This window comes from Vibrio sp. B172a (assembly GCF_030248355.1).
In the GTDB taxonomy this organism is placed as follows: domain Bacteria; phylum Pseudomonadota; class Gammaproteobacteria; order Enterobacterales; family Vibrionaceae; genus Vibrio; species Vibrio owensii.
The window spans coordinates 464,798-481,190 of the sequence record NZ_JAHGAC010000003.1; the positions used below are offsets into that span (position 1 = coordinate 464,798).

General features: G+C 43.9%; 10 protein-coding genes. 1 reads left to right on the forward strand and 9 read right to left on the reverse strand.

The features are described 5' to 3' along the window. Positions 1-220 precede the first annotated feature (220 nt). The 9 genes from KIT90_RS05720 to KIT90_RS05760 all read right to left on the reverse strand — a co-directional run bounded on the left by KIT90_RS05720 (position 221) and on the right by KIT90_RS05760 (position 14,495). Positions 221-763, reverse strand: a complete 543-nt coding sequence (locus tag KIT90_RS05720) for a cell division protein ZapC (RefSeq protein WP_005426674.1) — start codon at positions 761-763, stop codon at positions 221-223. Between the two features lie 165 nt (positions 764-928). Continuing rightward, entirely contained in the window at positions 929-1,939 is a 1,011-nt protein-coding gene (pyrD, locus tag KIT90_RS05725; RefSeq protein ID WP_285375816.1) for a quinone-dependent dihydroorotate dehydrogenase, read from the reverse strand. A 304-nt stretch (positions 1,940-2,243) separates the two neighbouring features. Further along, entirely contained in the window at positions 2,244-7,085 is a 4,842-nt protein-coding gene (locus tag KIT90_RS05730; RefSeq protein ID WP_041055887.1) for an NAD-glutamate dehydrogenase, read from the reverse strand. 199 nt (positions 7,086-7,284) lie between these two features. Next, complete coding sequence (locus KIT90_RS05735) at positions 7,285-7,503, reverse strand: DUF2835 domain-containing protein (protein ID WP_078607003.1); 219 nt, start codon at positions 7,501-7,503, stop codon at positions 7,285-7,287. A gap of 66 nt (positions 7,504-7,569) precedes the next feature. After that, the gene (gene pepN, locus KIT90_RS05740; protein ID WP_285375821.1) at positions 7,570-10,176 is read right to left on the reverse strand and encodes an aminopeptidase N; all 2,607 of its coding nucleotides are present in this window, start codon (positions 10,174-10,176) and stop codon (positions 7,570-7,572) included. Between the two features lie 232 nt (positions 10,177-10,408). Beyond that, positions 10,409-11,074: a hypothetical protein gene (locus tag KIT90_RS05745; protein WP_009706130.1), complete on the reverse strand. Its 666-nt coding sequence runs from the start codon at positions 11,072-11,074 to the stop codon at positions 10,409-10,411. 210 nt (positions 11,075-11,284) lie between these two features. Further along, positions 11,285-13,279, reverse strand: coding sequence for a carboxy terminal-processing peptidase (gene prc / locus KIT90_RS05750; protein WP_005440088.1), 1,995 nt, complete (start codon positions 13,277-13,279; stop codon positions 11,285-11,287). Positions 13,280-13,296: 17 nt separating this feature from the next. Further along, positions 13,297-13,923, reverse strand: a complete 627-nt coding sequence (gene proQ, locus KIT90_RS05755; RefSeq protein WP_020197434.1) for an RNA chaperone ProQ — start codon at positions 13,921-13,923, stop codon at positions 13,297-13,299. Between the two features lie 98 nt (positions 13,924-14,021). Next, the gene (locus tag KIT90_RS05760; RefSeq protein WP_009706131.1) at positions 14,022-14,495 is read right to left on the reverse strand and encodes a GAF domain-containing protein; all 474 of its coding nucleotides are present in this window, start codon (positions 14,493-14,495) and stop codon (positions 14,022-14,024) included. 92 nt (positions 14,496-14,587) lie between these two features. On the opposite strand from KIT90_RS05760, the gene KIT90_RS05765 reads away from it, so the two are divergent. Beyond that, the gene (locus tag KIT90_RS05765; protein ID WP_039840874.1) at positions 14,588-16,384 is read left to right on the forward strand and encodes an ABC transporter ATP-binding protein; all 1,797 of its coding nucleotides are present in this window, start codon (positions 14,588-14,590) and stop codon (positions 16,382-16,384) included. The last annotated feature ends 9 nt before the right edge of the window (positions 16,385-16,393 follow it).

The following is a 16,393-nucleotide window of genomic DNA, read 5'->3' on the forward strand; positions in this document are numbered from 1 at the left end:
TATTAGCCGCCAAGTTGCCTAATTTAAGGAAACGCTAAAATGAAAAAAGTGAAATAAAAGTGAGCTGCTTCATATATGAGATACGAAATCCCCTCACCTAAGGGTGAGTTTGGAGCGTGTATTGGGAGAGATTTGGAAAATTCTAGGCAAAAAAAATCGACCTAGTACGGTCGATTAATGCAAACAAAGGAACGAAATTAAAGAAAAAATCAAAAGGAAACTAACCCACCATCGCCATCGGTGCCATCATGAATAAGTGATTAGCACAGACCATGCGATCATGCATTACTTTAATCGGTTGACCAAACTGGAGCGTTTTGTTGCCGTCTAGCAGGAACTCTTCCTGTCCAACATAAGCACACAGGCTTGATGTTTCACCTGGCTCTAGGACGACGAACACACCTTCTGAATATCGGTTTGTTAGGAAGACCATGTCCCCTTCTTCTGGCTCGTGCCCATCGCATTGGGCATCGAAGAACCAACTCTTAGGTTGGACTGGCTTATGAAAGCGTTTCGCGGCTACGCAATAAAGCGTAAGTTCGGCTTGACGGTATTCGTTGATGTCGAGACAACGGATTCGTTCGTTGTACGTTTGGAACGCGCTTGCGTCATCAACGGTGAATTCATTGTCTGAGAAGGCACAATTGACCAACAGCTTTCGGCATAGATTGGTTTGGAAAATCATTTCCTCCCCTAAATCCAGCATTAGGCAAGCTTTCTGCTCGTCAAAATACCAATTCCATTTGTCGCTGGGTTTAAGCATTATTCCGTTCTCTTGTGACTAGTTAAACAGTAATAAGAGGTAAGACGCTTAATTACCTACTCATGATTTTTAAATTTTACAAACGAACGGACAAAAAAAAAGAGGAAACGAATTCCTCTTTTTTTAGTAACAAGCGTCGATTTCTCAACGATTTAGCGATTGATCTTATAGATTTTTAACAATATCGCGTACGAGACCAGGTCCGTGGTAGATAAAACCAGTGTAAACCTGAACAAGTTGCGCGCCTGCCATCATTTTCTCTTTTGCTGCAACGTAAGAGTCAACACCACCGACACCAATGATCGGAAGTTTGTCGCCGAGTTCTTCGTGAAGTTTGCGAACAACCTCTGTTGAACGAGATTGAACCGGACGTCCACTTAAACCACCCGCTTCGTTTGCATGCTTCATACCTTCAACGACTGTGCGATCCAGTGTTGTATTGGTTGCAATAACGCCATCGATATTGTTCTTAATTAGAGACTCACAGATCTGGCTGATTTCATCATCGCTCAAATCCGGTGCAATTTTTAGCGCAAGTGGTACGTACTTACCGTATTTTTCAGCAAGTTCGGCTTGTTTCGCTTTGAGTTCAGCTAGCAATTCGTCTAGCGCTTCACCGTACTGAAGCGAACGAAGTCCTGGTGTATTTGGTGACGAGATGTTCACGGCGATGTAACCGGCGTACTCGTACACTTTTTCCATACAAATCAGGTAGTCCTCTGCCCCGTTCTCAATTGGTGTGTCTTTATTCTTACCAATATTGATACCAAGAACGCAGTTGTATTTTGCCTTTTTCACATTCTCAACCAGATGATCCACACCTAGGTTGTTAAAGCCCATACGGTTGATGATACCTTCCGCTTCAACTAGGCGGAACAAGCGTGGCTTGTCATTCCCTGGTTGAGGGCGAGGCGTAACAGTACCAACTTCGACAAAACCAAAGCCCATAGCGTCAAACGCTTCGATGCATTCGCCGTTTTTGTCCAAACCAGCAGCAAGACCCACTGGGTTACGGAATGTAAGCCCCATGCATTCTACTGGACGATTTGGTAATTGTTGACGATAGAAAAGATCGAGAGGAGTGCCGTTAAAGCGTTGGAAGTTTTTGATTGCAAGATCATGTGCCTTTTCGGCATCAAGTTGGAAAAAGCCAGTTCTGGCTAGACGGTAAAGCATTGTGCCTCCGAAAGAAAAAAGCCCCGTGTAAACGGGTCAATATTATTTACTGTTTTCCAATGCAATTCAATGAAAATGAATGAATTCAGCAAAATTGAGCCTCTTATTTTAGTTTAACCCATAAAAACAGTTAATTAGCGCCAGATTTCCTATATAAAATTGTTAGCTTTTTCATTAAAAGCAAACGATTTCACGTCATGATAACTTAAAATCTGCGTTACAATGTCACTAATTTTGGTGAGTTTAAATGGCTTAAACATAAAAAAGCCCCGCTGTTGCGAGGCCTTTGTCAAAGTCACTTACCCTATTCGTTCGAAGAACAGTTCAGGTTAAGTAGAACCAATTCTCGAAGTGCTACAGAGAACTTAGCGAATTCATGGACGGAACCAACTTTGAATTCATTCAAGATACTCTCCCAACGATGCAATGACAGTTCATTTGTTGTCATCCAATCTTCGAGTGCTTGCATCACGTCTAGATCTTCTGTTGAGCAACCACAAGTTAGAACTTGAGCAGTCAGTTGACGTTGTTGCCAATCAAGATCCTCACGGAATGCCGCACGAGCTAAAGCTTGCCAGTTGTTATCGACTGCTTGGCTATTGATCTGTTTCAAGAACCAATGAAGTGATAGACGGTCTCCAAGATTGAAGTAAAGCTTAGAGGCTTGTTCAACCGTTTTACCCGTTTCGCTCGCTACTGAAGATATATCCAGTGCTGATTGTAAGCTAGAGAGACGAGCTACGTGGTGCGCCAGTTTCTCTTCTACTCCACGCTCAATCCATTTCTGGGCAAGTTCGTTATGCTCTTCCACTTCTGATGCAACTAGCATGGTGTCTAGAGTTTCAGTAATAGTGTGAACATCGTCTTTATATACTGCAACGAGCTCAGTTACTGTGCTCTTACCGCTGCGATTACGAAGTAACCAACGAGAGATACGGCGCAATGCGCGACGTACGTAGAACATGATCTCATACTGTGCTTCTGCTGTTGCAACGTTATCAAGTGCACGGGTTTGCTTAAGAATATCTTCCAGTTCGAAGATTTCACGCGTCGCACTGTAAGCGTTCGCAATATCAACCACACTCGCGCCTGTCTCTTCTTGAAGACGAGTCACGAAGTTACAGCCCATTTCATTAACCATTTGGTTTGCCAGCGCTGTTGCAATGATTTCAGCACGCAGCGGGTGGTTGACCATTTGATCTTTATAGTTACGGCGTAACTCACTTGGGAAGTAAGCAACCAGTTGTTTTCCATGGAATTCGTCATTTGCGATTTCGTCAGCAACCAATTGCTCTTTCAGAACCATCTTACCGTAAGCCACTAGCACTGAAAGTTCAGGACGTGTCAGACCAAGACCTTGTTTTTCTCGCTCAATCAAGGTTTCATCGTCTGGAATGTACTCAAGAGCACGATCCAAGTACCCTGCTTTTTCCATAGTGTGAATAAAGCGGATTTGCTCTTTAACGATGCCAACACCTTGTTGTTCGGTCACCGAAATCGACTCAGATTGACGGTATGCATCGTCCAATACGATTTCACCCACTTCGTCTTCCATCGATTCAAGAATCTGGTTGCGTTGTTTAACCGTTAAATCGCCATTTGATACAAGGCCGTTCAAGAAGATCTTAATGTTTACTTCGTTGTCCGAGCAGTCTACGCCGCCAACGTTATCAACAAAGTCGGTATTTACACGACCACCAGTGGTTGCGTACTCGATACGACCAAGCTGAGTCATACCCAAGTTACCGCCTTCACCAACGACTTTCGCTTTTAAATCGCGTCCATCGATGCGGAGTACGTCGTTTGCACGGTCGCCAACATCAGTGTGTGTCTCGCTAGAAGCTTTAACGTAAGTACCGATACCACCATTCCAAAGCAGATCCACTTCCATTTGTAGGATCATCTTAATCAGATCGTTTGGCGCAAGAGACGCCTTCTTAGTGCCCAACATTTTTTGGATTTCAGGCGTCAGTTGGATCGATTTAGAGCGTCGAGAGAAAATACCACCGCCCTGTGAGATCAACTCGGCATTGTAATCTTCCCAGCTTGATCGTGGTAGATTGAACAAGCGATTACGCTCTTCCCAGCTGGTGGCTGAATCTGGATTTGGATCAATGAAGATGTGCATATGGTTGAACGCAGCTTGTAGACGAATGTGCTTAGATAGCAGCATACCGTTACCAAATACGTCACCCGCCATATCACCAACACCAATTGCCGTGAAGTCAGTGGTTTGACAGTTGATGCCCATTTCACGGAAGTGGCGTTTCACCGATTCCCAACCACCTTTCGCAGTGATGCCCATTGCTTTGTGGTCGTAACCGTTAGACCCGCCTGATGCAAACGCATCACCTAGCCAGAAGTTGTACTCATCCGATACAGAGTTCGCCAAATCAGAGAACGTCGCTGTACCTTTATCGGCTGCAACAACCAAGTATGGGTCGTCTTCATCGTGACGCACAACACTCTTCGGCGGAATGACTTCGCCTTCGATGATGTTATCGGAAACATCAAGAAGCGCACGAATAAAACGTTTGTAACAACGTTGACCTTCAGCAAAGATTTCATCACGGTTAGTTAGAGTTGGCTGACGTTTACATACGAAGCCACCTTTTGCACCCACAGGGACAATAACCGTGTTCTTAACTTGCTGTGCTTTAACTAGGCCAAGAATCTCCGTACGGAAATCTTCTTGACGGTCCGACCAACGCAGACCACCACGCGCGACTTTACCGCCACGTAGGTGTACACCCTCGATATCCGGTGCGTACACGAAGATTTCAAACGCTGGCACTGGCTGAGGAATGTCTGGGATTTCGCTTGGTTTCATCTTCAATGATAACCAAGGTTTTGGCTGCTTATTTTCATCCAACTGGTAGTAGTTAGTGCGTAGCGTTGCCGTGATCATTTCCATGTAGCGACGGATAATACGATCATCATCTAGGCTTTCAACACGATCCAATTGCTCGGTTATTTTCTTGATAAGATCGTTCTGACCTTTTTCACTGCCCTTGTGTTTTGGATCGAATCGCTTAGCAAACAGATTCACCAAACCTGTTGCCAAATCTGGGTAATGGCTCAGGGTATCTTCAATGTATTGTTGACTGAATGGGAAGCCAACTTGGCGCATATAGCGAGCGTATGCACGAAGAATTGAGATTTCACGACCAGATAGTGAAGCGCCTAACAACAAGCGGTTGAAGCCATCACTCTCTAAATTACCAGCCCAAATTGCAGCAAATGCTTGCTGGAAACGATCGCGAGCTTCACGAAGATCAACGGTCTTGTCGCTCTTATGCAGCATTGAGAAATCAAGGATCCAGAACGTTTGGCCATTGTTGGTTTCGATCTCATATGGAGATTCGCCGATCACACGTAACCCTAGGTTTTCCAACATTGGCATCACGTCGGATAGGTGAATTGGCTCGTCGCGGTGGTATAGCTTTAAGCGCACCGCTTTCGATTCTGCCGCCTCTTCTTGCGGACGGTAGAACAACATGCCGAGTTTATTATCATCGCTTAGTGCTTCAAGACGTTCGATGTCTGCAACTGCAGAACCTGGCATCATGTCTTCTTTATATGAACGTGGGAATGCGCTCATGTACTCTTTCGAAAGCGGAAGTCCTTTGCTTTCACCGAAGTTAGCAATGATGGATTCTTTTAGGCGATCATCCCATGAAGTTGATACTTCCATTAAGTTCTGCTCAATCTTTTTCACGTCTACATCAATGTTGTTATTGTCTACACGAACAATGTAATGGGTTCTCGCCAGCGGGCTCTCTGAGAAGAAGGTAGTGAATTCAACTTCTTGCTCACAGCCAAAGTACTGCTTAAGAATACGTTGTGTTTGGCGGCGAAGCTCGGTGTTGTAACGATCTTTTGTCACATAAACCATGCAGCTGAAAAATCGGCCAAACGGGTCTTTACGAACAAATAGACGTAACAAGTCACGGTCTTGCATTTGTACGACGCCCATCCCCACTTCTAATAGCTCTTCTTCACGAGCTTGAAGCAGTTCATCACGTGGATAGTTTTCTAGGATGTTGTGCAGGGCTTTGTACGAGTATGAACCGTTACGGTAGCCACTCGCTTCTAGAATACGATCCACTTTCTCGCGGATCAGAGGAATACTTTGTACCGCTTGGTTGTATACCGCAGAAGTGTAAAGACCGGTGAAACGGTGCTCACCAATCACTTTGCCGTTCTTATCGAATTTCTTAACGCCAATGTAGTCAGTGTACGCTGGACGGTGAATACGAGAGGCTTGGTTGCCCTTAGTGATGATCAGCGCGTAAGGTTTTTTCGCTTCAAGACGCGCAGAGTCTGACAGTTCAGAAAGCTTGATGCTGCGAACGCGACTGTCATCAGCAAACATGCCAAGGCCTTTCTCTTTCACCGGCTGGAGTTCAGTGTCACCATTGACACTAACAAGATCATATTCCTTATACCCCATGAAGGTGAAGTTATGATCCCCTAGCCAGCGTAGGTATTCGATCGTTTCATCTAAACGATCTGTTTTCATTGAAACACGATCTTTATTCTTCTCAAGGTCGTTGGTGACGATCTTAAGTTTTTCAACCATTTGCTTCCAGTCATCAACGACTAAGCGTGTGTCTGATAAGATGGTTAGCAACTCATTTTTCAGCGCTTGCATTTCATCTTTACTGGTTAAACGGTCTACTTCGATGTGGAATAGAGATTGAAGAACGCCGCCCTCACCATTTACGTCTGTCACTTGCCCTTTCTTATCGCGTTCTAGTTGCGTTGGGTTGTTGAGCATCAAGTGAGAAACAAGGTCGAGTCGCGTTAGCGCCATCTTGATGGAATCCACCAAAAACGGGCTATCCGGTACAACAATTTCAACAATAGTGTGAGTCGATTGCCAACCTTGGCGGCTGACAGTCGGGTTGAACACCCTGACAGAAATATCTTCTGGTTTCTTTTCATTGATATGATGCCACAGGCTAACAACGGCACCATAAAGGTCGGATTCATTTCGCTGAATCAAGTCATCATCAGCAATATTGCTAAATAAGTGTTGAGCAAGTTTAGTTACAAGCGGTTGGTGAGAAAGCTCGAGTTTGTCTTGAATTAGTTGGTATACCTTTTCAAGCAGAACCGGCACTACATTTTCACGCGCGGTCATATTCACACTCCACATTAGAATTGTTGTTTTGTAGGGGGACTTAACTTCGGGTTTTAGCCTCGAAACTAAGCATAGGTAATGCATGCACTTATTGTAAAAGCATAATTACAAATGTTTAACAAAAATTCGCAGTGGTAAGAGGTGAAATGTTTGATTATGTGACTAAGATTCCTGTTTAACTCACTAGGAATATCAGGCATCACAGAGTTTCTAACTTTAGAAACTTATTATTTTGGTCAGTTGTGAGTCTAAAGCGGCCTCTAACGCCTAATTGACTAAGAAATGGTCTAAATTTTGATGCATCTAGTTGCACTCTCAAACCATTGTCAGTTATGACTTGTACCGAGCTTGCGGCACCGGAGTAGTGTGAAAGAAATGTTTGATAAGAGATGTTGAGAGAGAAGTAATACTGGTTCATGAGAATGGATTATTGTCAGAACAAAAAACTAGGGTGATCATAACGACCACCCTATTCTTTTGTCGATTATTCGTCTAGTGCTTTAGTCACTTTTTCGAATAGGTCTTTCGCTAAATTGTCCATCGCTTTAAGCTTTTCAAGCTCTGCACGGATAAAGGCTTGGCGACCTTCATCGTATTTACGGAACTTCAATAGAGGATCGATCATACGAGACGCCACTTGTGGGTTGGTATCGTTCAACTGACGAAGGATCTCACCAGCAAACTGGTAGCCAGAGCCTGATTTATCATGGAAGCGCACTGGGTTTGCGTTTAAGAAAGAACCAATCAAGCTACGCGTACGGTTCGGGTTCTTCAAGCTAAATGCTTCGTGGCTCATGGTTTCTTTCACTTTATCAAGTGCGTTTTCAACTGGGTTGCTGCCCTGAAGAACAAACCATTTGTCCATAACCAGACCATCGTGCTTCCACTTGTCACTGTAGTCCGCCATTAGGGCTTCACGACATGCAAGTTGCGCATTGTTTGCTGCACTCATTGCCGCAATCGTATCAGTCATGTTGTTTGATGACTCGTATTGCGCTTTAGCTAGTTCGTTACCCTTCTCTGTATGAGCTAGGAACTGCAGACATTGGTTACGCAAAGCTCGTTTGCCAATAACGTCGTGATCAATGCTGTACTCTGCTTGGTTCAATGCGTGGTAGGTGGCACTCAGTTCATCTTCTAGCTCTTTAGAAAGTGACACTGTAATGTCATTCAGTACCGTATCTACCGCATCAATATCAATCTGCTTGTACCAACCAGTGATTTCGTTAATTGAAGGTAAAGACAGAACTTGCGCGATAAACGCTGGCTCAAGATTCGCATCAAGTAACACGCCACGGAATGCATCGATTAAGTCTTCTGATAGCTTAACCTCACCGCCTGCTTGAACGTTGGTTACGTTTTGACGAATGTACTTCGCTAGCAGTATTTGGCTTGCATCCCAACGCGCAAAATCGTTCGTTGCGTGCTTCATCAAGAAGATCAGCTCATCATCGCTGTAATCGTATTCCAATTTAACCGGTGCAGAGAACTCACGAAGCAATGATGGCACTGGCTGTTCTGCGACGTTTTCGAATACGAAAGTCTGCTTGTCTTGCTTCACGTCCAGAACGTTGTGTACCGATTCACCGTTGATAACCAGTGGAATCACGTCACCGTTTTGCGCGTATAGCTCAATATCGAATGGAATATGTAGCGCTTGTTTTTCTGCTTGGTCGTGCGTTGCTTCAGTAAATTGCTCAACCGTTAGTGCGTAAGTTTTTGCTTCCGCATTGTATTCACTGTTTACACGAAGTGTTGGCGTACCAGACTGGCTGTACCATAAGCGGAATTGCTTAAGGTCAACGCCCGTTGCGTCTTCCATTGCAGAAACGAAATCTTCACACGTTGCTGCAGTACCATCATGACGCTCGAAGTACAGTTTCATACCTTTTTGGAAACCTTCTTCGCCAAGTAGCGTATGATACATGCGGATCACTTCGCTGCCCTTTTCGTACACGGTTAGCGTGTAGAAGTTATTCATTTCAATAACTTTATCCGGACGAATTGGGTGTGACATTGGGCTTGAATCTTCCGCGAATTGAGGACCGCGGATAATGCGAACGTTGTCGATGCGGTTTACTGCACGTGAACCAAGATCAGATGAGAACTCTTGATCGCGGAATACCGTTAGGCCTTCTTTCAAACTCAGTTGGAACCAGTCACGACAAGTCACGCGGTTACCCGTCCAGTTGTGGAAGTATTCGTGACCGATTACCGCCTCAATACCAAGGTATTCACGGTCAGTCGCGGTTTTTTCATTCGCAAGGACAAACTTCGAGTTGAAGATGTTTAGACCTTTGTTTTCCATCGCGCCCATGTTGAAGAAATCAACAGCCACGATCATGTAAATATCTAGGTCATACTCAAGACCAAAGCGGTCTTCATCCCACTTCATTGAGTTGATAAGTGAAGTCATCGCATGACCAGCACGATCTAGGTTGCCTTTGTCGACAAAGATTTCTAGGTCTACTTCACGACCTGATGTGGTTGTGTATTTATCACGTAGTACATCGAAATCACCGGCTACTAATGCGAACAAGTAAGCTGGTTTTGGGTGTGGGTCTTGCCATTGAACCCAATGACGACCATTTTCTACCTCACCTTCAGCTACGCGGTTACCATTGCTTAATAGGTATGGATACACGGCTTTGTCTGCGATCACTTTTGTTGTGTATTTCGCAAGAACGTCTGGACGGTCTAGGTAGTAAGTAATACGACGGAAGCCTTCTGCTTCACACTGCGTACAGAACGCACCACCTGATTTGTAAAGACCTTCAAGTGCAGTGTTTGCTTCCGGGTCAATCTTAGTAACGATTTCTAAATCAAATTCCGCAGGCAAATCGGTAAGCACTAAAGAGGCTTCTTTTACTTCATGGTGAGCCCAATCTTCACCGTTTACTTTTACGGAGCGTAGCTCTAGCCCTTCACCGTCGAGTTCCAATGTGGTTGATTCACCCTTTTGAACTACTTTTGATACTGCTGTAACGATCGTGTCGTTGTCATAAAGATCAAACGTCAAGTCAATGTCCGTGATGGCATGAGATGGCGATTTGTAATCTTTGCGATATTTCGCTTGGGGAGCTTGAGACATGTCCATAAATCCTTGTATATAGAACCACAAAAATACCAGGACTAGAGGCTCAAACACCTCTTACTGGTATCACGATATAAGCTATTTGTAGGGGTTGTGGTATCAGAATACAAGTCTTTATATAAAAAAACGGAGCTTTTAGTGGCTTAGCTCCGCTTTCTGTTTAACATTTAATCAACATCAGAACATTTCACTATTAATAACCTAGCGTGAAATAATGATGATGAATCATTTAGGGTGTCACTCGGTTGAGAACCGCGTACATATCACCGTTGGAATCCTTAATCGTAAGCTCATTTTGATTGAGTACATAACGCGTACCATGTTCACCGTTTTCATACAAAAGAACCAAATGTTCCCCCTCGGTGTAGAACACGCCCTGCTTGACAGACTCCTCACCTTCATCGTTCGCGACACGGAACATAAACACAAAGTCAGGTTGTAGAATCAAATCCATCTGATTGATGTTATTGGCGAGCATACCATCGCCACCGACTTGTGAACTGGACCAAATGCCAGCAAGCGCATTTGATAGTCCTTTTGTGAAGGTCACACCGTTCAAATCTAGTGTGTTGTGATTGTTTCGATATGCATAAATTTGCGGTTCATCTGTATTCAAACCAAGAACAATGGTGTCTTCATTGGCGTTATACATCCCTTCCCAATGGTCTATTGAGTAGTCTTTTTTCTGTATATCGATCGAAAAGGTGTAATCAGAACCCAAGGTCAATTTGATAGCACGGAAATTCTCGGATGATTCTTCCGGGTTGGGATTCATCAAGTACCAATCGCCGATCAAAAACGGGGTGTCGAAGTGACTGAGTTCGTCTTCCTTGTTGGTTTCCGCACTAGAAACACTAAAGCAGCAAAAGCTAAGTAAAATAATGAACCATTTCATAACGGTATCCTTATCGTTTTCTTTTAGCTTAGGTGCTAGATCTCGTTTTAGCGAAATATTTGATCTACATCACGTAATTTGTTGGAGAAAATTAAGCGTAGGATTCACCGAATTCAGTTTGAACATAGTGGTAAATACACATAAAAAAAAGAGCGAGTCGCTATGACTCGCTCTTAATACACAGAATTGTTAGTCATTATGACTGAATTATTAGCTTTTCAGCATATCGACCATAACAGCAACGGATTCATCTAGATAAACGTCTGGTGCTTCGTAATCTTTTGGCACATCATCAAGCGTTTTGAATGGTTCTTTACCCATTGCAGCTTGACGTTCATTGATGCGCTCTAGACGTAGAGCCTCGGCTTTATCCGATTCATCTTCACGAACTTTCTCGTTAAGAGACAATAAGTTATCGTCTTTCTCTTTACGGTACTTCTCAATATCTTCTTTGATGAAGCGGAATTCCATTTCATCTGCGATACGTTTGTTGTGAAGTTCAGTCAGTTGAGTCACAAGTGCGTCGTTACTTGGGAACGTCTGATATTTTGCTTTATCAATGCTATCCCAAGGCAACGCGTTATCTTCAACACTTTCACCTGTTTCGCTTGGCTCAACTGGCGTTGGATAAGCGATGTCTGGTGCAACACCGCGGTTCTGAGTACTACCACCATCAATGCGGTAGAACTTCTGAATCGTGTATTGAACATAACCAAGCTCTTTATCGAAAAGATCGTAGATATGGTTCAGTGAACGATGTTGCTGAACGGTACCCTTGCCGAAAGAGTTTTCGCCAAGAATAATCGCACGGTTATAATCCTGCATTGCTGCCGCAAAGATCTCAGACGCTGAAGCACTGTAACGGTTGATCAATACAGTTAGCGGGCCGTCGTAACTTATTTGGCCATCGGTATCTGCATTTACCTTGATACGTCCGTAGCTATCACGAACTTGAACAACCGGGCCCTCTTTAATAAAGAGACCTGTTAAAGCGGTTGCTTCTGTCAGTGCACCACCACCGTTGTTTCGTAAATCAACGATCACGCCATCAACGTTCTTGGCTTTTAGTTCAGCAAGCAGTTTGTCTGTATCTTTCGAGAGACCAACGTAGAAGCTTGGAACTTCAAGAACACCAATCTTTTTACCGTCTTTTTCGATGATTTCAGATTTAACCGCGCGGTCTTCTAAGCGAACTTTGTCACGAACAATAGTGACAACGTAACTCTTTGCATCTTTGCCTTCTGGCAAGACTTGTAGGTTAACTTTGGTTCCCTTAGGGCCTTTGATTAACTGAACGACGTCATCAAGACGCCAACCAATGACATCGACAACTTCTTCGCCATCTTGACCAACACCGATGATGCGGTCACCCTCGCCCAACTGTTTGCTCTTAGAAGCAGGACCGCCGGCAACCAAAGATCGAATCACTGTGTAGTCATCGGTCATTTGAAGTACGGCACCAATACCTTCAAGAGACAAATTCATCTCTGATTGGAATTGTTCTGCATTTCGAGGAGATAAGTAGCTAGTGTGCGGATCAACTTCACGAGCGAAAGCATTCATGTAAAGTTGGAAAGCATCTTCGTTGCGAGTTTGCGTAATGCGTTTCATCGCGTTGTTGTAACGCTTCTCTAAAACCTCTTTGATTTCTGGCCATTCTTTACCAGTCATTTTAAGGTTTAGAGCATCGTATTTAACACGTTTGCGCCATAACTCATTTAGCTCGGCTTCGTTTTTAGGCCATGCGGCCTCAGAACGATCCAGTTCGATAGATTCGTCAGTATCAAACTTGATTTCTTTATCGAGTAGAGTCAGTGCGTAGGCAAAACGGTCAAAACGCTTCTGCATCGAAAGGTTATAAACATCAAATGCAATCTTGTTGTTGCCAGCTTTAAGCTGATCATCAAGGCTAATTGACCAATCTTTGAAAGAATCGATATCGGCTTGAGTAAAAATATTTCTATTGTAATCAAGCATTTCTACATAGCGTTCAAAGATCGCTTTGGAGAAATCATCATTCAGATTGAAGTGCTTATAATGAGAGCGGGTAAATCGAGAAGTCACTCGTTTGCTGGCTGTTTCATGCTGAACTTCAGGAGCAAGAACCGGCAAATCATCTTTGTTTAGTTTGGCTTCTAGAGCCTGAGCTGATGCTGCTAGCCAGAAGCTAGCAGCAATCAGTGTCACTTTTGAACGGCAATTCATGCGTAGGAGTATCTCCCTTATGCGCGCAAGTGCTCCGCTTTCACAACCATTTGTAGGCCGTTAGCAAGTTGAACACGTACATCTTCCTTATTGACTTCAACAATGGTCGCAGCCATGTTTCCTTTGCCCATGTTCACGTTTACTGCGTTGCCGATTGTGATCTCGTCAGCGTTTAGCGCGCGTGTTTCTACAGGCTTACTTTCTTTTTGTACTTTTGGTTTGTTAGCACGACGAGGCTGTTGAGGCTTTTTAGCCGCAGGTTTCGCTTTCGCCTTACCCTCTTCACGAGCTTTCTGAGCTTGTTCTTTACGACGAGCTTGAACTTTCGCTTTGCTTTCAGCAAGTGTCGCTTTAGCGTGTTCTACGTGTTCTTCTTCTAGCTCGCCACATGGGTTGCCATCTAGATCAACACGTACTGCACCTGGTTTTACACCGTGTAGGTAACGCCATGATGAAGTGTACTGTCTTAACGCTGCACGAAGCTGAGTTTTGCTTACTTTTTCGTCTTCATTTAGACGTTCCGCAAGATCTTGAAAAATACCAATTTTCAGAGGCTTTGCTTCACCTTCTAAAGTAAAGCACTTAGGGAAACATTCAGCAATGTATGCGATAACTTCTTTGCTGTTTTTTAACTTTTCAGTCATGAGGGTTCCTGGTTTGAGCGGATTTCCGCGAAGCATTAAGAAAAAATATTCTCGTATTATAGTGACATGCCAAGGAAAAACCACACTCGAGGGCGAATTTATGCGTCGTTAGCGTGCGAATTAAGCAGCTTTTCTACTTCAACCATAAAATGAGTGAGACCTTCTTCGTCAATTTCATTGAATCGGCCGATATTTGGACTATCAATATCCAACACGCCAGCCACTTCCCCATTGATAGTAAAAGGAATCACAATTTCTGAATTGCTCGCTGCATCACAAGCAATGTGACCTTCAAACTCATGTACATCGTACACTCTTTGTACGCTGTTAGTTTGTGCAGCCGTACCACAGACACCACGCCCCATTGGAATGCGAACACATGCTGGCTTGCCTTGGAAAGGACCAAGAACCAGTTCGTCTCCCTTCTTAAGGTAGAAGCCAGCCCAGTTTAGATCGTCTAGCTCCATAAATAGTAGAGAACTAATGTTCGCTAAGTTCGCAATGTAGTCTTTTTCTGATTCGATCAGCGCAACAGCTTGCTTGGTAAGTCTTTGGTATTGTTCTATGTTCATATTAACTTCCTACTTTTTATTTAGGCTTCCATTCTTATCGTATGGCGTTACAATGCAGCCCTACTTTTTAATAGGACTTATTCTCAATTACAATGAATCCGAAAAACGACACTATTAGCCGTTCTTGGTTGATAACACAAGTGAAAAAGCACAAGTCCAAGCTGATTCTAGCGAACTTGATTGCCGTACTTGCGACCTTGATTAGTGTTCCAATCCCTCTTCTTATGCCTCTGATGGTGGATGAAGTCTTATTGGACAAACCGGCATCTGGCCTTGCAGCGATGAACGCGGTTTTACCTGAGGCGTGGCATACACCCACGGGTTATATCTTCTTTACTCTCTTTTTGGTTGTACTCATGCGAGCAGGCAGCCAAGCTTTCAACATTCTTCAAAGTCGACAATTCACACTGGTTTCAAAGACCATCACCTTTGAAATGCGCAGCAAGATGATCGACAAACTTGGTCGTATTAGCATTCGTCAGTACGAAACCAAAGGCAGCGGCGGCATCAACGCTCACCTTATCACCGACATTGAGACCATTGATAAATTTATTGGTTCTACGTTAGCGAAATTCATTATTAGCTTTCTAACCGTGATTGGTACTGCCATTGTCCTGCTTTGGCTCGATTGGCGACTCGGTCTATTTATCCTTCTGGTTAACCCTATTGTTATCTACTTCTCTCGTAAATTGGGAAGTATGGTGAAACACCTTAAGCGTAAGGAAAACCACTCTTTTGAGATTTTCCAAAACCGTCTGGTTGAGACGCTTGATGGCATTTACCAATTGAGAGCAGCGAACAAAGAACGCGAATTCTTACAGCAGCTCAAAGGCAGTGCCGACCAAGTTCGTATCGACGCCGACAAATACGCTTGGCAATCAGAAGCTGCTGGCCGCGTCTCTTTTCTTCTTTTTCTAATTGGTTTTGAGCTATTCCGCGCCGTTGCCATGCTAATGGTGATGTTCAGTGACCTCACCATTGGTCAAATTTTCGCTGTGTTTGGTTACCTGTGGTTTATGCTATCTCCGGTACAAGAACTCTTGGGCATCCAATTCTCTTGGTACAGTGCAAAAGCGGCGCTTAAGCGTATTAACGACCTATTGGAATTGGAAGAAGAACATAGACCTGTTTCGAAAGTAAATCCTTTCAAAGAAAATCGAGAAGTTGATGTAAAAATTGAACATGTCGATTTTTCATACAACAACGAAAACAAAGTGTTGGACGATCTATCTTTGCACATTCCTGCCGGTAAGAAGGTGGCTCTAGTCGGTGCAAGTGGCGGTGGTAAATCCACGTTGATTCAACTGTTAATTGGTGTTTACCGTCAAAACGCAGGTTCTATCCGTTTTAATGATGAACTGACCGATGACATTAGTTTTGAAGTGATACGCGACAAAATTGCCGTGGTTTTACAACAACCTATACTATTTAATGACACCTTGAGGCATAATCTCACCCTTGGTGGCGACTTCGATGAAATGTCACTGTGGCGTGCCCTAGAAGTGGCGCAGCTGCAAGACGTCATTTCTCAACTTAGCCACGGTTTGGATACACAGATTGGACGTAATGGTATCCGCTTGTCAGGCGGCCAACGTCAGCGTTTAGCGATCGCACGCATGGTGCTGAGTAACCCACAATTTGTTATCCTAGATGAAGCAACGTCTGCATTGGATACCGCGACAGAGGCGGCGTTACATAAGGCGTTAACTGAATTCTTACGCGGTCGAACTACTTTAATCGTTGCCCACCGTTTATCTGCGGTGAAACAAGCCGATTTGATTTATGTGCTTGAAGATGGAAGAGTGACGCAAACAGGAACCCATGGTGAGCTCGTTGAGCAAGAAGGCTTATATCAAACCTTGTATGGGGGCATTCAGTCCCACGCTTAAACCATTCTA